General features: G+C 71.2%; 16 protein-coding genes. 4 read left to right on the top strand and 12 right to left on the bottom strand.

Annotated elements, in window-relative coordinates:
* Positions 1-5: 5 nt before the first annotated feature.
* The 9 genes from ACYVIH_RS02450 to ACYVIH_RS02410 form a co-directional block, all read right to left on the bottom strand.
* Positions 6-2,147 carry a HelD family protein gene (locus tag ACYVIH_RS02450; protein WP_460865571.1) on the bottom strand — a complete coding sequence of 714 codons (2,142 nt, stop codon included), beginning with the start codon at positions 2,145-2,147 and terminating at the stop codon, positions 6-8.
* A gap of 275 nt (positions 2,148-2,422) precedes the next feature.
* Positions 2,423-3,181 carry an enoyl-CoA hydratase-related protein gene (locus tag ACYVIH_RS02445; protein WP_460865569.1) on the bottom strand — a complete coding sequence of 253 codons (759 nt, stop codon included), beginning with the start codon at positions 3,179-3,181 and terminating at the stop codon, positions 2,423-2,425.
* 105 nt (positions 3,182-3,286) lie between these two features.
* Entirely contained in the window at positions 3,287-4,471 is a 1,185-nt protein-coding gene (locus ACYVIH_RS02440; protein ID WP_460865567.1) for an acyl-CoA dehydrogenase family protein, read from the bottom strand.
* Positions 4,464-6,488 carry an acetyl/propionyl/methylcrotonyl-CoA carboxylase subunit alpha gene (locus tag ACYVIH_RS02435; protein ID WP_460865565.1) on the bottom strand — a complete coding sequence of 675 codons (2,025 nt, stop codon included), beginning with the start codon at positions 6,486-6,488 and terminating at the stop codon, positions 4,464-4,466. Before ACYVIH_RS02435 ends, ACYVIH_RS02440 begins: the two co-directional genes overlap by 8 nt.
* 62 nt (positions 6,489-6,550) lie before the next feature.
* Complete coding sequence (locus ACYVIH_RS02430; RefSeq protein ID WP_460865746.1) at positions 6,551-8,272, bottom strand: acyl-CoA carboxylase subunit beta; 1,722 nt, start codon at positions 8,270-8,272, stop codon at positions 6,551-6,553.
* A 71-nt stretch (positions 8,273-8,343) separates the two neighbouring features.
* On the bottom strand, positions 8,344-9,516 hold the full coding sequence (locus ACYVIH_RS02425) for an acyl-CoA dehydrogenase family protein (RefSeq protein WP_460865563.1): 1,173 nt from the start codon (positions 9,514-9,516) through the stop codon (positions 8,344-8,346).
* Positions 9,513-11,417: an acyclic terpene utilization AtuA family protein gene (locus ACYVIH_RS02420; protein ID WP_460865559.1), complete on the bottom strand. Its 1,905-nt coding sequence runs from the start codon at positions 11,415-11,417 to the stop codon at positions 9,513-9,515. Before ACYVIH_RS02420 ends, ACYVIH_RS02425 begins: the two co-directional genes overlap by 4 nt.
* Entirely contained in the window at positions 11,414-12,304 is an 891-nt protein-coding gene (locus ACYVIH_RS02415) for a TIGR03084 family metal-binding protein (protein ID WP_460865556.1), read from the bottom strand. The genes ACYVIH_RS02420 and ACYVIH_RS02415 overlap by 4 nt, the downstream gene beginning before the upstream one ends.
* Entirely contained in the window at positions 12,301-12,927 is a 627-nt protein-coding gene (locus tag ACYVIH_RS02410) for a TetR/AcrR family transcriptional regulator (protein WP_460865554.1), read from the bottom strand. The genes ACYVIH_RS02415 and ACYVIH_RS02410 overlap by 4 nt, the downstream gene beginning before the upstream one ends.
* Before the next feature lie 309 nt (positions 12,928-13,236).
* On the opposite strand from ACYVIH_RS02410, the gene ACYVIH_RS02405 reads away from it, so the two are divergent.
* Entirely contained in the window at positions 13,237-13,704 is a 468-nt protein-coding gene (locus ACYVIH_RS02405) for a GNAT family N-acetyltransferase (protein ID WP_460865552.1), read from the top strand.
* Between the two features lie 311 nt (positions 13,705-14,015).
* Entirely contained in the window at positions 14,016-14,498 is a 483-nt protein-coding gene (locus ACYVIH_RS02400; RefSeq protein WP_460865550.1) for an aromatic ring-opening dioxygenase LigA, read from the top strand.
* A 60-nt stretch (positions 14,499-14,558) separates the two neighbouring features.
* Here the strand turns inward: ACYVIH_RS02400 and ACYVIH_RS02395 are convergent, their stop codons facing one another.
* A complete protein-coding gene (locus ACYVIH_RS02395) occupies positions 14,559-16,022 on the bottom strand; it encodes a flavin-containing monooxygenase (RefSeq protein ID WP_460865548.1) in 1,464 nt (487 codons plus the stop codon).
* 72 nt (positions 16,023-16,094) lie between these two features.
* Here ACYVIH_RS02395 and ACYVIH_RS02390 point away from each other — a divergent pair, with 72 nt between their 5' ends.
* Positions 16,095-16,688: an acetoacetate decarboxylase family protein gene (locus ACYVIH_RS02390; protein WP_460865546.1), complete on the top strand. Its 594-nt coding sequence runs from the start codon at positions 16,095-16,097 to the stop codon at positions 16,686-16,688.
* 253 nt (positions 16,689-16,941) lie between these two features.
* Positions 16,942-18,072, top strand: coding sequence for a C40 family peptidase (locus tag ACYVIH_RS02385; RefSeq protein WP_460865544.1), 1,131 nt, complete (start codon positions 16,942-16,944; stop codon positions 18,070-18,072).
* Between the two features lie 10 nt (positions 18,073-18,082).
* On the opposite strand, the gene ACYVIH_RS02380 is transcribed toward ACYVIH_RS02385, so the two are convergent.
* Together ACYVIH_RS02380 and ACYVIH_RS02375 are read right to left on the bottom strand one after the other, a co-directional pair.
* Positions 18,083-18,457, bottom strand: coding sequence for a VOC family protein (locus ACYVIH_RS02380; protein ID WP_460865542.1), 375 nt, complete (start codon positions 18,455-18,457; stop codon positions 18,083-18,085).
* A 167-nt stretch (positions 18,458-18,624) separates the two neighbouring features.
* On the bottom strand, positions 18,625-19,386 hold the full coding sequence (locus ACYVIH_RS02375) for an SDR family oxidoreductase (RefSeq protein ID WP_460865540.1): 762 nt from the start codon (positions 19,384-19,386) through the stop codon (positions 18,625-18,627).
* Positions 19,387-19,393: the final 7 nt, after the last annotated feature.

Here is a 19,393-nt window from a genome sequence, read left to right as displayed (position 1 = left end):
GCTCCTCAGGCCGTGGAGACGGTGACCATCCGCTGTGTGGCGCGGGTGAGCACGACGTACAGCGTCGCCCGGCCGGTGGCCGACTCCGCCTCGATCTCGCCTGGCTCGACCACGACGATCCCGTCGAACTCCAGGCCCTTGGTGTCCAGTCCGGTGAGCACCGCGATCCGGGCGTCTGCCCCGCCAGCACGGTCCTCGCCGAGCTCGTCCCAGCGGTCCAGCCAGCCCTGCACGGAGGTACGGCGAGCAGCAGGCACGACGATCCCGACGGTTCCCTCGACGGCCTGAGCCAGCTCGCCGACCGCCGTACGCACTCCCGACTCGAGATCGTCGACAGAGCGCTCCTCGGGCGCGACGCCGGTCGACCGCACTGCGTTGGGCAGGTCGGCGTCGAGCCCGACCCGCTCGGCGTAGGCCGCGGCGAAGTCGTAGATCTCCTTGCTGTTGCGGTAGTTCGTCGACAGGTGAAACTCGTGCCGCGGCTTGTCGCCGAACGCCTCGTCCCGAGCGCGGGACGCCTCCGCCGGCACCGGCCACGACGACTGCGCCGGATCGCCGACGACCGTCCAGCTCGCGGTGCGACCGCGTCGGCCGACCATCCGCCACTGCATCGGGGAGAGGTCCTGCGCCTCGTCGACCAGGACGTGGGCGTAGGTGTCGTCCTCGAGCCGGGTCGTGGTCCGAGCCTCCGTCGGCGACCAGCCGCGGTCGGCGACCGTGGTGACCTCGCGGGTGAGCTCGTCGGTGAGGTGGGCCAGCGGGTCCTCCTCGTCGTCCTCGCTCTTCTCCGGCAGGTCACCGAGGGCGTAGCGCAGCTCGTCGAGCAGCGGCACGTCCTCCACCGACCAGCCGGTGGCGCCGGAGGTCCACGACTTCGCCAGCAGTGCGGTGTCCTCCTGCGACAGCACGCCCTCGCCGACGCGGGTGAGCAGCTCGGGGTCGGCTGCCCAGCGCAGCACCTCGGTCGCGTCGAGCGGCGGCCACCAGGCCCGCACGAAGTCGAGGAAGGCACCGTTGTCGAGCATCTCGCGGTTGAAGTCGTCACGCCCGCGCTCGCGGCCCCGCTCGCCACGGACCTGCCGCCACATCACGTCGAGCAGCGCGTGGGGGACCTTGGGCAGCACGCGGTTCCGCTTGCCCTGCGACAGCAGCTGGCGTCGTACCCCTCCGAGCTCGCGAGAGCCGAGCACGATGTTCTCGTCGCGGTAGAAGATCCGGAACTCCCGCGGCGCACTCGGCACCGCCTGCCGGGCGAGCCGGCGCAGCAGCTCGGCCATCCGAGCGGTGCCCTTCACTTCCGCGACCGCCGGGTCGTCGTGGCGCACGGCCTTGACCCCGTCGACCACCTCGCCCAGCGAGCGCAGCGCCACGGCGGTCTCGCCGAGGGAGGGCAGCACCCGCTCGATGTAGCGCATGAAGACCCCGGACGGGCCGATGATCAGCACACCGCCGGTCTCGTAGCGGCGGCGGTCGCTGTAGAGCAGGTACGCCGCGCGGTGCAGCGCGACCACGGTCTTGCCCGTGCCGGGACCGCCGGTGATCAGCGTGACGCCCTTGCCCGGCGCGCGGATCGCCTTGTCCTGCTCGGCCTGGATCGTTGCGACGATCGAGTGCATCGAGCGGTCGCGCGCCCGCGAGAGCTGTGCCATCAGGGCGCCCTCGCCGACGATCGGCAGCTGCTCGGCGAGCGGGTGCTCGGCGTCGAGCAGGTCGTCCTCGATCGCGACCACCTTCTGACCCTGGCAGCGCAGCACCCGGCGCCGGACGACGCCCTGCGGGTCGGCGGCGGTGGCCTGGTAGAACACCGCGGCGGCCGGGGCGCGCCAGTCGATCAGCAGCGAGTCGCGGTTCTCGTCGCGCAGCCCGATCCGCCCGATGTAGCGGGGGTCCTCGCCCTCCGCGCCGAGGTCGAGCCGGCCGAACACCAGGCCCTCGTGCGCGGCGTTGAGCGTGGCCAGACGCTTCGCGGCCTGGAACACCATCGCGTCCCGCTCGACGAGACCGCCCTCGTGGCCGAGCCGGGCGCGGCCGTACCCCTCCTTGGCGAGCTCCTGGGCGTTCTTCGCGGACTGCTCGAGCTGGAGGTAGACGCGGTCCACGAACTCCTGCTCGTGTGCCTGCTCCTGCTCAGCGATGTCTGGGGACAACGTGGATCCACCGCTCCTCGACGTCGGGTGCGCTCGGTGTCGAAAAACCGAATCATCAACTCTACCCCGGTGGCCGCCGGTGGTCGGTCGGTTTTCGCAGCCCGGATCGAACCCTTCGCTCGCGCTGCCCTCACTCCTGTGCTCACCAAGTTGGCAACGGTTGCGCGTCCGCGCGGCCGAAAAGTGCAACCATTGCCCACTTCGCCGGTTGCTTTGCCGGATCTGCCGAGTTCTCCAGTCGGCGGTGGGCCTACGGGAAGGTTGCCCCGAGTGTCCTACTTCTTGCGGGACAGGAAAGCCAGCATCGCGTTCTTGGCCTCCTCGGACCCGAAGAGCCGCGCCGAGAGCCGGGCCAGGTCCTCGCCGTGCCGGTCGATCCGCTCGACCAACGGCTGGGCGAGCAGCTGCTTGGTCTCCCGCAGGCCCTGCCGGTTGCCCTTGGCCAGCGCGGTGCACACGGCTGCGACCTCGGCGTCCAGCTGGTCCTCCGACACCGCCTTGGTCACCAGGCCCATCCCGGCGGCCGCCGTACCGTCGAAGACTTCGCCGGTCAGGAACGTCAGCGCCGCCGCGCGGTCGTTCATCCGCGGCAGCACGGTCAGCGAGATCGCCGCCGGAGTGAGCCCGAGGCGGACCTCGGTGAAGGCGTACGTCGCATCGGCGGCGCTGATCGCGACGTCGGAGGCCGCGACGATGCCGATCCCGCCCGCACGGACGTTGCCGTGCAGGCGGGTCACGACCGGCTTGGCCAGGGTGGCGATCCGGCGCTGCAGGTCCACGAGCACACCGGCCGCCTTCTCCATCCCCTCGCCGCTGGCCTCCGACAGGTCCGCGCCCGAGCAGAACGTCCGGCCCTCGGCGCGGATCAGCACCACCTTCACGTCCGGGTCGTCCTCAGCGCGCGCGAGCCGCTCGAACAGCTCGCCGACGAGCTGCTTGGACAGCGCGTTGCGGTTGTGCTGGGAGTCGAGGGTCAGCGTCGCGACCTCGTCGGCGACGGCGTAGTGGACCAGCTCGGCGGGCGCTTCGGACATCGGGGGACCTTCCTCCTCAGGGCTGTGGACGGTTCCCACGCGGTGTGACACGTGTTCAGCGTCCATAACCCCGCGTTACATGGGTTGGGGGGGCGGGCGGCGGGGTCAGTAGGACTTCGGCAGGCCGAGGCTGTGCGAGCCGACGAAGTTCAGGATCATCTCGCGCGACACCGGGGCGATCCGGGTGACCCGGGAGGCGACGAGCAGGCCGGCGACACCGTACTCGCTGGTGATCCCGTTGCCGCCGTGGGCCTGCACGGCCCGGTCGGCCGCGGCACAGGCCGCCTCACCCGCGGCGTACTTCGCCATGTTCGCCGCCTCACCGGCACCGAAGTCGTCCCCGGCGTCGTAGAGCGCGGCCGCCTTCTGGGTCATCAGCCGGGCGAGCTCGATCTCGATGTGGGTCTGCGCGAGCGGGTGGCTGATCGCCTGGTGAGTGGCGATCGGGCTGCCCCACACCTCACGGCCCTTGACGTACTCGGTCGCCTTGTCGAGCGCGAACCGCGCCATCCCCGTCGCGAACGCGGCGGCCATGATCCGTTCGGGGTTGAGCCCCGCGAACAGCTGCATGATCCCGGCGTTCTCGTCACCGACCAGCGCGTCGGCCGGCAGCCGCACGTCGTCGATGAACAGCGTGAACTGCTTCTCGGGGCTGACGATCTCCATGTCGATCGGCTGGTACTCGAAGCCCGGCGCGTCGGTCGGCACCACGAACAGCGCCGGCTTCAGCTTGCCGGTCTTGGCGTCCTCGGTGCGCGCGACGACCAGCACCGCGTCGGCCTCGTCGACGCCGGAGATGTAGATCTTGCGGCCCTTGAGGATCCACTCGTCGGTCCCTGAGCCCGTCGAAGGGTCGCGGCGGGCGGTGGTGGTGATGTTGTGGCTGTTCGACCCGGCGTCGGGCTCGGTGATCGCGAACGCCATGGTCAGCGTGCCGTCGGCGATCCCCGGCAGCCACCTCTGCTTCTGCTCCTCGGTGCCGAACCGGGCGATGATCGTGCCGCAGATCGCTGGGCTGACCACCATCATCAGCAGCGGGCAGCCCATCGCGGCGAGCTCCTCGCACACCGCAGCGAGGTCGCCGATCCCGCCGCCGCCCCCGCCGTACTCCTCGGGGACCGCGACGCCGAGGTAGCCGTGCTTGCCCATGTCGAGCCACAGGTCCTTGGTCTTGCCGCCGCCGCGGGCCTGCTTGACGAAGTACTCGCGCCCGTAGCCCGCCGCGAGCTTGGCGACCTCCTTGCGCAGGTCGAGCCGCTCGGTGGGCTCGGTGTAGGCGATCTCAGTCATTGCTGTCTCCTTCGGCGGTTGACTCCTGTACGACGGCCAGCACGGCCCCCGCTGCGACCTGCTCCCCGACGGACACCGGTACGTCGGACACGACCCCGTCGTGGGGTGCGGTCACGGTGTGCTGCATCTTCATCGCCTCGAGCACGAGGACGGCCTGGCCCGCGGACACCGCGTCCCCGGGTGCCACGGCCACGCTGATCACGCTGCCCGGCATCGGTGCGAGCAGCGAGCCGGTGGCGACCTGGTCGGCCGGGTCGGTGAACCGCGGCACCCGGGTGAGCGCCAGGTGGCCCAGCGGTGACTCGACGTCGACCCGGGCCCGGTCGGGCGGCCCGTCGACGAACACGTCGAACGGGTGGCTGACCCCGTCGTGCTCGACGACCACGCGGTAGCCACGCGCGGTGCGAGACACCGACAGGGCTCGCGCGTCCTGCACCTCGTCCTGCACGTCGGCGAGACGGTAGCCGTCGCGACCGCCGTACCAGCCGACCTGCACCTCGGTGCCGTCGTGCTCGAAGGCGGTGACCTGCGGTGCGGAGACCACGTTGCGCCAGCCGGTCGGGATGCCGCGCTGCACCGGACGTTGCTCGACGGCGCGCTCGGTGACCGCCACGGCGGCGGCGAAGAACATCAGCGCCTGGTCGGTCGCGGTGCCCGGCAGGCTGCGGTCCTCCATCGCGGGGAGCGGTCGCTCGTCGAGGAAGTGCGTGTGCACGTCGCCGCCGAGGAACGCGTCGTCGCGGAGCACCTCCACCAGCAGGTCGCGGTTGGTCCGCAGGCCGTGGATCCTCGATCGCCGCAGCGTGGCGGCGAGCCGGCGAGCGGCCTCGTCGCGCGTCGGCGCCCAGGCGACCACCTTGGCCAGCATCGCGTCGTAGTGGGTGCCCACGAGCGAGCCGGCCTCGAAGCCGGAGTCGAGGCGGATGCCGTACGACGTCGGGTTCGCGAACTCCGCGGCGACCCCGGGGAGGTCGAAGGTGGTGAGCATCCCGCTCTGTGGCTGCCAGCTCGCGGCCGGGTCCTCGGCGTAGAGCCGCACCTCGATCGCGTGGCCCTGCGGCTGGGGGACGTCGGTGGCGTCCAGCGGCCGCCCCTCGGCGACGGCGATCTGCATCGCGACCAGGTCGTGGCCGGTGACCAGCTCGGTGACCGGGTGCTCGACCTGGAGCCGGGTGTTCATCTCCAGGAAGAAGAACCGGTCGCCCGACAGCAGGAACTCCACGGTCCCGGCGCCGACGTAGCCGATCGCGTGCGCGGCCGCACGGGCGGCGTCGTGCATCGCGGTGCGGGTCTCCTTGGCCAGCCCGGGTGCCGGGGTCTCCTCGACCACCTTCTGGTGCCGGCGCTGGATCGAGCAGTCCCGCTCACCGAGGACGACGACGGTGCCGTGGGTGTCGCCGACGGCCTGCACCTCGACGTGCCGGCCGCGCTCGACGTAGGGCTCGCAGAACACCGTCGGGTCACCGAACGCCGAGGCGGCCTCGTTCGCCGCGAGCTCGACCTGGTCGGCCACCTGGTCGAGGCTGCGCACGACGCGCATCCCACGACCGCCGCCTCCGGCAGACGCCTTGACCAGCAACGGAAGGTCCGCCTCGGTGACCGAGCCCGGGTCGAGCTCGCCCAGCACCGGGACACCGGCTGCCTCCATCAGCTTCTTCGCCTCGACCTTGGACCCCATCGCGTCGATGGAGTCAGGGTGCGGCCCGACCCAGGTCAGCCCGGCGGCGATCACCTGGCGGGCGAAGTCGGCGTTCTCCGACAGGAACCCGTAGCCGGGGTGGATCGCATCGGCGCCGGCCTTGCGGGCGGCTTCGATGACCAGGTCGCCGCGCAGGTACGTCTCCGCCGGGGTGTTCCCGGGCAGCCGAACGGCGACGTCGGCCTCCCGGACGAACGGCAGGTCGGCGTCGGCGTCCGAGTGCACCGCGACCGTCTCGATCCCGAGGTCACGACAGGTCCGGAACACCCGGCGGGCGATCTCCCCCCGGTTCGCCACGAGCAATCTGTTGATGGTCATGCCGCCCCCTCGGTGGTTGAGGGGCGAGCCTGCGAGCGTCTCGAAACCACGTACATCCCTCATCACATCCTGAAGACGCCGAAGCGGTCGGTGCCCTCGTACGGGGCGTTGTCGATCACGGACAGGGCGATGCCGAGCACGGTGCGGGTGTCGCGCGGGTCGATCACGCCGTCGTCGTACAACATCCCGGACAGCACGTAGGGCAGCGACTCCTTCTCGATCTGCTCCTCGACGTAGGCCCGCAGTCCGGCATCGGCCTCCTCGTCGTACGGCTTGCCCTTCGCCTCCGCGGCCTGCCGCGCGACGATCGAGAGCACACCGGCGAGCTGCTGGGGGCCCATCACCGCGGACTTCGCCGACGGCCAGGTGAACAGGAACCGCGGGTCGTACGCCCGACCGGCCATGCCGTAGTTCCCAGCACCGTAGGACGCGCCCATGATCAGCGAGATGTGCGGGACCGTGGAGTTGCTGACCGCGTTGATCATCATCGAGCCGTGCTTGATGATCCCGCCCTGCTCGTACTCCTTGCCGACCATGTAGCCGGTGGTGTTGTGCAGGAACAGCAGGGGTACGTCGATCTGGTTGGCCAGCTGGATGAACTGCGCGGCCTTCTGCGACTCCTCGCTGAACAGCACCCCACGCGCGTTGGCGAGGATGCCGACCTGGCGGCCGTGGATCTTCGCCCAGCCGGTGACCAGCGAGGGGCCGTAGAGCGGCTTGAACTCGTCGAAGACGACCTTGTTGGTCTCGCTGACGCCGTCACAGACCCGCTCGATCACCTCGCGGGGGTCGAACGGCTCCTTCAGGTCGGTCGGGATCAGGTCGAGCAGCTCCTCGACGTCCTTCTCCGGCTCGGCGAACCCGGCCCCGCTGGTCGAGCCTGTCGAGACCCCGGTGGTCGAGCCCGCGCCGGTGGCCGAGCCCGTCGAGACCCCGGTGGTCGAGCCCGCGCCGGTGGTCGAGCCCACGCCGGTGGTCGAGCCTGTCGAGACCCCGGTGGTCGAGCCCGCGCCGGTGGTCGAGCCTGTCGAGACCCCGCCGAACGGCCTCGCCTTGCGCCAGTTCAGCCGCGCGACGATCCGCCGGCCGAGCCGGATCGCGTCGTACTCGTCGACCGCGAGGTAGTCGGCCAGGCCGGACTGGCGCGCGTGCATCTCCGCGCCGCCGAGCGACTCGTCGTCGGACTCCTCGCCGGTGGCCATCTTGACCAGCGGCGGCCCGGCGAGGAAGACCTTCGCGCCCTCCTTGACCATCACCACGTAGTCGCTCATGCCCGGCACGTAGGCACCGCCGGCGGTGGAGTTGCCGAAGACCAGCGCGATCGTCGGCGTCTTCGCAGCGCTCGCCTTGGTCAGCCCCCGGAACAGGTCGCCGCCGGGGATGAAGATCTCCTTCTGCGTCGGCAGGTCGGCGCCACCGGACTCGACGAGGTTGACCTGCGGCAGCCGGTTCTCCCGGGCGATCTGCGCTGCCCGGAACAGCTTCTTCAACGTCCACGGGTTGCTCGCGCCACCGCGCACCGTGGGGTCGTTGGCGGTGATCATGCACTCGACGCCCTCGATCACGCCGATGCCGGTGACCACGCTCGCACCGACCGTGAAGTCCGAGCCCCAGCCGGCCAGCGGGTTGAGCTCGAGGAACGCCGAGCCCTCGTCGAGCAGCAGCTCGACGCGTTCGCGGGCGGTCAGCTTGCCGCGTTCGCGGTGCCGGGCGACGTACTTCTCGCCCCCGCCCGCGACGGCCTTGGCGTGCTCGGCGTCCAGCGCGGCGAGCTTCTCGAGCATCGCCTCGCGCCGGGTGGGCGGCGCCGCGGTCTCGACCGGCTCGGTCCCCGGCGCGGTGTCGGTGTCGGCGCTCATGCGGTGTACCCCAGCAGTCGGGCGGTCAGGTCGTTGAGCACTTCGGTGGCTCCTCCTCCGATTCCGAGGATCCTGGCGTCGCGGTAGGCCCGCTCCACCTCGATCCCGTGCATGTATCCGGTGCCGCCGTGGATCTGGACGGCCTGGTCGACCACGAACTCGCACGCCTCGACCGCGAAGGCCTTTGCCTGCAAGGCTTCTGCGAGTGGTTCCTCACCGTTGACGAACCGTCGGGCGACCTCGCGGGTGTAGGTGCGGGCGACGTCGACCTTGCGGTGCATCTCGACGAGTTTGTGCTGCACGACCTGGCGTGCGGCCAGCGGCTTGCCGAACGTCTCGCGCTGCTTGGCGTAGTCGACGGTCAGTTCCAGGGCGCGGGTCGCGATGCCGTAGCCGTGGACGGCCAGCGCCAGCCGCTCGGTGACGAACTGCTGGGCGATCAGGACGAACCCGCCGTTCTCCTCACCGACGAGGTTCGCCGCCGGCACCCGCACGTCGGTGAACGACAGCTCGGCGGTGTCGGAGCAGTGCCAGCCCATCTTGGACAGCGACCCGGTGACCTCGAAGCCGGGTGTGCCCTTCTCGATCACGAGCAGGCTGATCCCACTCCAGCCGGGCTCGCCGGTGCGCACGGCGGTGGTGACGAAGTCGGCGCGGACGCCGGAGGTGATGAAGGTCTTCGCACCGTTGACGACGAAGTCGCCGGTCGCGGAGTCGCGTACGGCGGTCGTGCGGATGTTCGCGACGTCGGAGCCGCCACCGGGCTCGGTGATCGCCAGCGACCCGATCGTCTCTCCCGCCAGGGTCGGCCGGACGAAACGGTCGACCAGACTGTCGGTGCCAGCGGCCACGATGTGAGGAAGCGCGATCCCGGAGGTGAACAGTGCCGCGAGCAGGCCCGAGCTGGCCCCGGCCTCCGCCATGGCCTCGGTCAGCGCCAGAGCATCGAGGAAGGTGCCGCCGCTGCCGCCCTTCTCCTCGGGTACGCCGAGCCCGAGGAAGCCCTGCGCGGCGGCCTTGGTGTGCAGCTCGCGGGGCACCTGGCGGGCGTCCTCCCACACCTGCAGGTGCGGCAGGACCTCCTTGCGCACGAAGGCTCTCGCGCTGTCGCGCAGCGCCTCCTGCTCCGGCGTGAAGAACCTCGCCGTTGGGGTCTGGGTGATGCTCACAGCAGGTCCTCCGTGATGCTCACGTGGCGCGAGCGCAGCCACTCGCCCAGGGCCTTCGCCTGGGGGTCGAACCTGGTCGAGGCCGCGACGCCCTGACCGAGCAGACCGCGGATCACGACGTTGACCGCGCCCAGGTTGGGCAGTGGATACACCTCCACCGGGAGGTCCTCCGCCTCGGGCACGAGCTCGCGGATCTTCTCCGGCGTGACCAGCTTGGTCAGCCAGGCGACGCGCTCCTCGGTGTGCCGGCTGCGGTCGACCCACAACCCGACGTTGGCGTCGCCGCCCTTGTCGCCGGAACGGGCATGGACGAAGGTGCCCAGCGGGAGCCGGCGGGTGACGGTGTCCGGGGGTGCCTGCTCGGCCACCGCGGCGGCCACGTCGTCCGGTGCCTGCGTCGGGGACGACTCCGGCCGGCTCGCGGGCTCGGGCTCGACCGATGCGGCGCTCGGCGCGGCTCCGTCCGCCGATGTGGCAGCGGCGGCAGCACCGTCAACGCCTCCAGTCCCGTCAGCCCCGTCAGCGAAGTCGGCGCTTCCAGCGGACTGAGTGTCGGAGGGAGGGGCATCGAGCACGGCGGGCCCCTCGACGAGCTGGGCTGTGCCGTCGGCGTGCACCACGGAGTGCTGCACGATGCCACGGTCGACGTACTCCGCCCGGTAGACGCCGTAGGGGGATGCGGGTGCCGGCGGCGCGGTCAGCGTGAAGCCGGGGTAGGACGCCAGGCCGAGCTCGACGGCGGCCGCGGTGAACCGCTTGCCGACGACGTTCGGGTCCGAGTCCTTGACCGAACATCGCAGCCGGCAGCTCGCGGCCTCCTCGGTCGAGGCGTCCTCGCGGTCGGTGCGCGCGAGGGTCCACTGGACGGCGGCCGGCGGGTGCGCGGCCAGCGCCGCCTCCATCTGGGCGCGGACCCAGTCGGCCTTGGCGTCGATGTCCAGGCCGACCAGCACGAACTCCACGCTGTTGCGGAAGCCGCCGAGCTCGTTGACGCAGACCTTGAGCGTCGATGGCGGTGCCTCACCACGCACCCCGGAGACCCGTACTCGGTCGGGTCCGTCGGCGGCGAGCTCGATCGTGTCCAGGCGTGCGGAGACGTCGGGACCGAGGTAGGTGGGTTCGCCGATCTCGTAGACCAGCTGAGCGGTCACCGTGTCGGTGGTGACGACGCCACCGGTGCCGGGGTGCTTGGTGATCACCGAGCTGCCGTCGGCGGCCACCTCGGCGATCGGGAAGCCGAGCGGCCGGGTGTCGGGCTTGAAGGAGCGGAAGCCGGAGAAGTTGCCGCCGGTGGCCTGGGTGCCGCACTCGATGATGTGGCCCGCGACCATCGCGCCGGCGAGCTCGTCGTACTGCGCCGGGCTCCAGCCGAAGTGCGAGGCTGCCGGTCCGACCACCACAGAGGCGTCGGTGACCCGTCCGGTGACGACGATGTCTGCGCCCCGGTCGAGGGCTGCCGCGATGCCGAACGCGCCGAGGTACGCGTTGGCGGTGAGGGCGTTGTGGATCCCCAGCTCGCCGACCCGCGGCATCAGGTCGTCGCCTTGTACGTAGGCGATCCGAGGGTCGAGGCCCTGTGCCTTCGCGATCTCGCGGAGCCGGTCGGCGAGGCCGGCCGGGTTCAGGCCGCCGGCGTTGGAGACGATCTTCACGCCGCCCTCCAGCGCCAGGCCCATGCAGTCCTCGGCCTGCTTCACGAACGTGCGCGCGTAGCCGAGGTTGGGGTCCTTCATCTTGTCGCGGCCGAGGATCAGCATGGTGAGCTCGGCCAGGTAGTCGCCGGTGAGCACGTCGAGCTCGCCGCCTTCGAGCATCTCGCGCATCGCCGAGAGCCGGTCGCCGTAGAACCCGCTGCAGTTGCCGATCCGCAGCACGTCACCGGTCGCGCCGGTCGTACTCATGCGCCCTCCCCGCCTGCGGTGCCCTGAGCCTGCCGAAGGGTCGAGACCTCGTCGGTCGAGCTCGTGGGGACCCGGCCCGTGCCCGGCGGGCCGGCGAAGGCCTGGGCGATGTCGAGCCACCGGTCCGCGTCGGGACCGTCCGCCACCAGGTCGAGGTCGTCGCGGTGGCGGCGCTGGGTGACCAGCAGGCAGAAGTCGTACGCCGATCCACGAACCGACTGGGCGGCGTCCTCGGGCCCGTAAGCCCACGTCTCCCCGCTCGGGGAGGTCAGCTCGACCCGAAACTCCTCGGCCGGGGCGTCGAGCTCGTGCACGGAGAAGGCGAAGTTGCGGGTGCGCACACCGAGGTGCACGAGGTGCCGGATCCGGTCGGTGGGCGGCAGCTCGACGCCGAGAGCCTCGGCGACGTCGAGCCCGTGCGCCCAGGTCTCCATGTAGCGCGCAGTGGCCATCGACGTGGCGCTCATCGGCGGGCCGAACCAGGGCAGCTTGGCGCCCTCGGGCAGCGCGAGCAGGGTCTCCGCGAGGGTGGCGCGGGCCTCGCGCCAGCGAGCGAGAAGCACCCCCGGTTCCAGGGCCGCAAGCCGCGCGGCCTCGGTGTCGACGAACCCGGTCGGGTCCTCGATCGCCTGCAGCACCACGGCGTCCCAGGCCTCCTTGTCGGTGGCCGCCTTGACCGCGACCTCGTCGGTCCACGCGAGATGCGCGATCTGGTGGGCGACGTCCCAACCCTCGGCAGGGGTGGGCGTGCGCCAGGCATCCGGGGCGAGCGGCGCGACGATCCCGTCGAGGACGTCGCCCTCGACCGCCAGGTCGGTCACCACCCGGCACAGCTGCTTGCGCTTGGTCCGGCTCGCGTCGGTCGGAGCGGTGTGCTGCTCGGTCATCGCTTCTCCTGCTTCTGGTCGCGGCGCAGGCGCGTGTCGAGCGTGCGCGCCCACTCGTCGAGGATCCGCTTGCGGCGGGCGGTGTCGTCGCTGATCGTGTTGGCCAGGCCGAGGCCGCGGACGAGGTCCAGCGTGGCCTGCACCAGCTCGCGGGTGCCGGGGCTGGTCTCGTCGACGTCGAGCAGCTCCACGGTCCGGCGGTGGATCTCGCGACCGATGTTGCGCTCGAGCGGGGAGACCGCGGCCAGGAGGTCGGGGTCGGTGCGGGCAGCGACCCAGAGCTCCAGGGCGGCGGTGAACACCGGGCTGGTGAAGTGGTCCGCGAGCATCTCCAGCACGGCCCGGGTGCGACGTCGGCCACCGGGGAGCTTCCCGGCCGCCTCATCGAGCTCGCGTCCACGCACCTCGCTGAGGTGTTCCACGGCGGCGAGCACCAGCGCGCTCTTCGTCGGAAAGTGGTGCAGCTGCGCGCCCCGCGACACCCCTGCGCGTTTCGAGACCAGGGTGGTCGTCGTACCGCTCCAGCCGCGTTCGACCAGCAGCTCCACCGTCGCCTCGAGCAGGCGGTGACGCATGGCGCGGGTGCGCTCCTCCTGGGGCACGCGCGCCGCGGTCGTGGTCATGCGCGCCATCCTGGCCTGGCTGGCAACAAACAGTCAAGCCTGACTTTTTCTGAGTTGGGCCTGCCTCGAGGAAGCGCCCGCGACCGGAGGCGGCCCGGGCAAGCTCTCCCACGGCTGCCATGATCGTTCAGCTGAACGGTTGTGACGGGGTTTCGCCGAGTGCGGCTGTCACAACCGCTCAGCTGAACGGTTGTGACGGTGCTTCGCCGACGTGCGGCTGTCACAACCGCTCAGCTGAACGGTTGTGACGGGCGTGGTCGGTAGCCGGCGCCCGCCTGTACGGCTGAGTGGCCGGGGCAGAATGGCCGCGTGTTCCGCGCCGCCACCGAATCCGACTTGTTGCCGCTGGCCGAGCTCGAGCGCGACGCCAACCTCGAGGCACTTGGCCACGTGTTCCCACCCGAGAGGTTCCCGTTCCCGTTCGACGCCGTGCTGTCGCGCTGGCGCCTGGTCCTGGAGGATCCCTCGGCCACGGTGCTCGTCACGGAACGACCCGGCGGGCTCAGCGCCTATGCGGCGTACGACGACCGCACGCTGCGCCACCTGGCAGTCCATCCCGACCACTGGGGCGAAGGCCTGGCAAGAACGGCCATCACCCAGGCCCTCGAGGCGATCGCTGCAGGAGGCGCAGAGCGCGCCACGCTGTGGGTGCTGGCGGAGAACCACCGCGCCCGCGGGCTGTACGAACACCTCGGCTGGAGCGCGACCGGCGAACAACAGGCGGCCCCGTGGCCGCCGCATCCGACCGAGCTCGAGTACGCCGTCGACCTGCGCTAGCCGGAGCGCCCGGGCCACGCGTCCGCACGAGTGCCGGCCCGGCTGCCCGGGCGGCCCGCCGGCCGGGTCCGACGCACGAGCGCCGGTTCGGCGTCCGCCGGCAGCACCCCGACCCGACAGGGTCCCGGTCGGGCCGGGACCTCAGGCCCGGTGAAGGTCCCGCGAAGGACCCGACCAAGGCCTGTCAGGACGGGACCTTTGCCGGTCCGATTCGGCCGCTGGATCGCCGAGGATCTAAGTGTCAAAAGCGCAAGGACCGGAAGATCCCGGACACCGCGACGGCTACCAGTCCGGAAGGGACACGAACCACAATGGCTACGAACACCCGCATCACCAGGATCATCGCCGCCGTCATCGGCGTCATCGGCGCCGTCATGCTCGTCGGTGGCGGGGTCGCCTGGACGATGGTCTCCAGTCAGCTCGCCGACCAGAACATGACCGTCTCGCCGTACAGCGAGGAGAACCCCGGCAAGTACGCCGGCGAGGTCGTCGACGGCCCGATCACCGCGTGGGCCCAGGCCGACGTGATCGACACCCACGCCCTCGAGGCCACCGGCGGCAAGACCTACGCCGAGATGGACCGCGAGGACCCCGTCCGCCCGACCGCCATGAACGGCGCCCTGCTCCGCGGTGCCCTGTTCACCTCGGTCCTGGCCTTCGGTGTCTCCTTCATGGCCGGTGGTGTGGGCCTGACCCTGATCCTGCTGGCAGCAGGCCTCTTCGTCGCCACGAAGCAGCCCAAGGTCGCCACCGCTGCCGCACCGGTCGTCGAGCGGGAGTACGCAACCGCGTAGTAGTAGCCGCTACGCCAAGCGGCTCACCTCTCGACCACGAGCCCCACCCGGGCAGGCCATCTACCGGGTGGGGCTCGCTCCATGTCTGGCGGCGTCTCGCCCGGCCCGGGTCCGGGTGACCACGTCGCCGGCAAGGCCGCGCAGGCCGCGCAGGCCCGAGCGCAGCTGGTCGGTGCGGGTCACCGGTCGGCCCAGCGCCCGGGCCCGCGACGCGCGGCGCTCGCGCTCGATCTCGGCGAGGTACTTGTGGAAGTCCACCTGGATCGTGTGCCTCTTGGACGCCACGTAGCGACGGCGGAGCTGCTCGTCGTACTCCTCGATCTGGGCGCGCATCTCGTCGTACGACGGCAGCTCGCCCTCGCCGGCGATGAGGTCGCCGACCCACTCGGCCTGGATCTCGGCCAGCGGCATGATCGCGCCGAGCGGCTGGATCAGTCCGATGAAGTACAGGCCCGGGTGCTCGGGGTCCACCACCCGGCGGTACAGGTCGATGTGGTTGTCCTGGGCCCGCACCACCTTCTCGTCGAAGAACGGGAAGGTCACCTTGTAGCCGGTGCAGTAGACGACGACGTCGACCTCCGCGGCGGAGCCGTCGACGAAGAACACCTTCGAGCCCTCGAACCGGTCGATGTTCGGCTTGACCGTGATGTCGCCGTGGCCGAGCCGGGTCAGCAGGTCGTCGCTGACCGTCGGGTGGGCGTGCAGCACCGTGTGGTCGGGCTCGGGCAGCCCGTAGTCGGTGACCTTCCCTCGGGTGATCCGCAGCATCGCCGCCATCAACGTCTGTTGCACGACCAGCGGTGTCCGCGCGACGACCGAGTCGGTCAGGTGGTCGGTGGGCACGCCGAAGATGAACTTCGGGAGGATGTGCGCGCCGCGGCGCATCGCGAGGTAGGTCTCCTCGGCGACGCGGGAGGACTCCACTGCGATGTCGGTTGCGGAGTTGCCGATCCCGAGCACCAGCACGCGTTTGCCCTCGAACAGGTGCGGGGTCTTGTAGTAGTGCGCGTGCATCTGCACGCCCGGGAAGGTCTCCGACCCCGGGAAGGACGGCTCGGGCCAGCGCGGGTCCCAGTGGTGGCCGTTCGCGACGATCACGCGCTCGTAGTGGTGCAGCTCGGGCTCGGCGGGCCGGCCCTGCTCGTCACGCCCGCGGACGGTGACGTCGTACCGCCCGGGCCCCACCGGCTCGACCTTGACCACCTCGGTGCGGAAGGTGATCTTGTCGCGGAAGCCGAAGTGGTCGACGAAGGCGTCGAAGTAGTCCGCGATCTGCCAGTGGCTCGGGTAGTCGGGCAGGTCCTCGGGCATCGGGAAGGAGCGGTACTCCATCAGCTGCCGGGAGGTGTTGATGTGCAGCGAGCGGTACGCCGAGGACATGCCGTTGTCGTTCTCGTAGCGCCAGTTGCCGCCCACCTCGCTGCCCATCTCGAAGCAGTCGAAGTCGATCCCGCGTTCGTGGAGGACCTGGGCGGCGGCGATGCCCGACGACCCTGCGCCGATGATGCAGACGCGTGCACTCATGTGTGAACGACCTTCCGAAGAGAGGTGCAACAGGTTGCCATACGCACCGCCGGTGCGGTCTAGAGTGCTTCCGTGCCGTTCCCGTCGCCGCCCTGGTCGATGCAGGGCCACATGTGGTTGTCGCTGTTCGCGGTGCGCGCCGGCACGGGCGACCGTCCCGCAGGTCTGTACGGCGCCGCGTTCGTCGACTACACCGAGCCGAGCGTGCTCACCTACCGCGAGCTGCTGCTTGCCCGGCTGGTCCGCGACGGGGCCGTGCCGCGGGTCCACATCACCGACATCTGGGTCGACTCCGAGGCCTCCCGCGACGGCGGCCGTTCCCTGTGGGCGATCCCCAAGGACCTCGCCGAGCTGCACGTGTCGTCCCGGGAGATCGGGCCCGCGGTCCGGGCGTCAGGAGACGCGAACATCAACGGGTCCCCGATCGCCGCGGCCCGGTTCACCGCCGCGCGGGTGCCGTCGCTGCGCACCCCGTTCCGGTTCACCGTCGCGCAGACCCGCGACGACGGCACGCCGGTGGTGACGCCGGTGTCCGGGACCTCGCGCAACATGCCGGTCCTGGGCCACTGGGACTTCGGCGCCGATGGGCCGTTGGCCTGGCTGCACGGACGCCAGCCGGTCGCCTCGTTCCGGCTCGGTGACTTCCGGATGACGTTCGGCGGCTGAGGGATCGTCGTACGGCGCGGACCCTGAGTTGCAACGAAATGCACCACTTTCGGGCTCCGAATGGTGCAGAACGTTGCAAGTGAACGGCGAACAGCCACGCAAGGGCCTCGACAAGCTCGACCAGCGGCCAGGAGCTCGACCAGCGGCCAGGAGCCCGAGCGGCGGCCAGGAGCTCGACCAGCGACGGGCCCTCCGGCGGCTGGACCGACCAAAGGCACTGTCGGAGCACCCTCGCAGGGGGCACCCTGGTGGCATGCCACCCTCGCACCCGCTCGCCCACCGGATCCACCTCGCGCTCCGCGCCGCCCTCACGGTCGCGCTGTCGGCCGCGCTCGTGCTGACCGCGTGCGCATCGGGTACGACGGAAGCGCCGCCGGCGTCGCACGCGACCGCCACGTCGAGCACCGCAGCAAGCGCCACCCCGAGCACCGCGGCACCGAGCACCACCACGCCCCCGGCCGCCCGGACCCGACGAGCACCCGGCCTCCGAGCCGGGAGGGACGCGTGGGTCGCGGTCTCGGTGACGACCCTGTGGCGCTCCCCCGAGTCGCCGCGCGCGGTCGACGCGCCCGCACTCGAACGCCCGGCCCGGATCGACGCCTGGCTCAGCGGCATGTCGACCGCGGAGCGCCGCGCGCTCAACGGCCGCGCCGACACGCAGGCGCTGCTCGGCGACCGGGTCCGCGTGCTGCGGCTCCGGCCGGGCTGGGCGAAGGTGGTCGTGCCGTCGCAGCCGAGCCAGAAGGACCGCCGTGGGTACCCCGGCTGGGTCCCGCGCCGCCAGCTCACCGCCCAGCAGCCGACGGCCTCCGCGCGACGGGCCACCGTCGTGAAGCGCACCGCCTGGCTGCGCACCGACCAGCAGGACAGCCGACGTGTGCTGAAGATCAGCTACGGCACGAGGTTCCCGGTAGTCACCGAGCGGCCGCGGTTCGTCCGGGTCGTCGACCCGACCGGGAAGGTGCGCCGGCTCGCGCGCAGCGTGGTCCGGGTGCACGACACCGGCGAGCCGGCGATCGCACCGAGCCGGCGCAGCATCGTGCGGGTCGCGAAGTCCTTCCTCGGGCTGGACTACCTGTGGTCGGGCCTGACCGGGTTCGGCCTGGACTGCTCGGGACTGACCTGGCTGACCTACCGCGTGCACGGCATCCGGATCCCGCGCGACGCCCTCCCGCAGTCGCAGAGCGGCATGCCGGTCCGGCCGCTGCGCAAGGGCGACCTGCTGTTCTACGCGACCGACGGCCTGGTCCACCACGTGACGATGTTCGTCGGCGACGGCCAGATGATCGAGGCGCCCGGCACCGGCAAGCAGGTGCGGATCATCCCGACCTCGACGCCGAGCTACCGCGCGGAGTACGCCGGGGCGCGGCGCTACCTGCGCTGAGCCCGGGGCCTCAGGTGGTCTGGAACAGCCCCATCAGGTTGCCCTCGGGGTCCTTGAAGTACGCCGACCAACCCATGTCGCCGACGGGCTGCTTGGCCATCACCGTCGACCCGCCCAGCCGCTCGATGGTGGCCAGCGCGGCGTCGACGTCGTCGACCTCGATCACGATCACCGGCGTCGAGTAGGGCGCCTCGCGCTGCATCATCCCGCCGTTGATGAACCCCGGCTCGGTGGCGCCGGACTCGCCGGTCGGACCGGTGGACACCAGCGTGTAGTCGCCCTCGCCCCAGGTCGACAGCTCCCAGCCGAACGCCTCGCGGTAGAAGCCGCGGGCCCGGTCGCCGTCGTCGTAGGGGATCTCGAAGTGCACAACCTTGCCTGCCATCACCACGCTCCTCGAGTCGGCACACTCGGTCGTCTCCCAGCCTGCTCCGAGGCGACGACCCGCTGCAATGGCCCACCCGGGTCGGCCCCGCACGAGCCCCGGTCGTCCGCGGGGTCAGGGCCGCACAAGCGCCGGTCAGCCGGGCCAGGACCCGCACAAGAGCCGGCTCAGCCCAGCAGGCGGCGTACGACGGGCAGCGGCAGGTGCTTCATCGCCGCACCGAGCGGCACCCACGGCCAGGCCGGCACTCGCGCGGACGGCTTCTCCTTCTCGATCGCCTCGACGATGGAACGCACGCCCTTCTCGGTGCCGACGATGAACGGGGCGTTCTTGACCCGTTCGTTCATCTCCGAGCGGATGTAGCCGGGGTAGATCACCGAGATCCGGATCGGGCTGCCCATCAGCTCCGCACGCAGCCCCTCGGCCAGGTGCGCGACGCCGGCCTTGGTCGCGGCGTACGTCGTGACCGTCTTGGGCATCCCGCGCATCGCCGACATCGACGAGATCATCACCAGGTGGCCGGCGTCCTGGTCGCGGAAGATCTCCATCGCGGCCTCGGTCTGTGCGAGCGCGCCGATGAAGTTGGTGATCGCGGTCTGCTTGTTGGCGTCGTACCGGCCGGTGCCGATCGGGGCGCCCTTGCCGAGCCCGGCGTTGATCACGACCCGGTCGATGCTGCCGAAGTCCTCGCGGAAGGCGCGGAACACCGCGAACACCTGCTCGTCGTCGTTGACGTCGAGCGCGCGCACCTCCACCCGCACGCCGGGGTGCTTGCCGGCGAGCTCGGCCTTGAGCGCCTCGAGCCGGTCGGTACGACGGGCGCAGAGCGCGAGGTCGTGGTCGAGAGCGGCGAACTGCCGAGCCATCTCCTCGCCGAGCCCGGAGCTCGCGCCGGTGATCAGGATCGTCTTGCGGAACTGCGTCGACATGCGGGTC

Source organism: Nocardioides pakistanensis (genome assembly GCF_054781215.1).
Note: the sequence above shows the minus strand (reverse complement) of the source record. Positions and strands in the feature narration are given on the sequence as shown.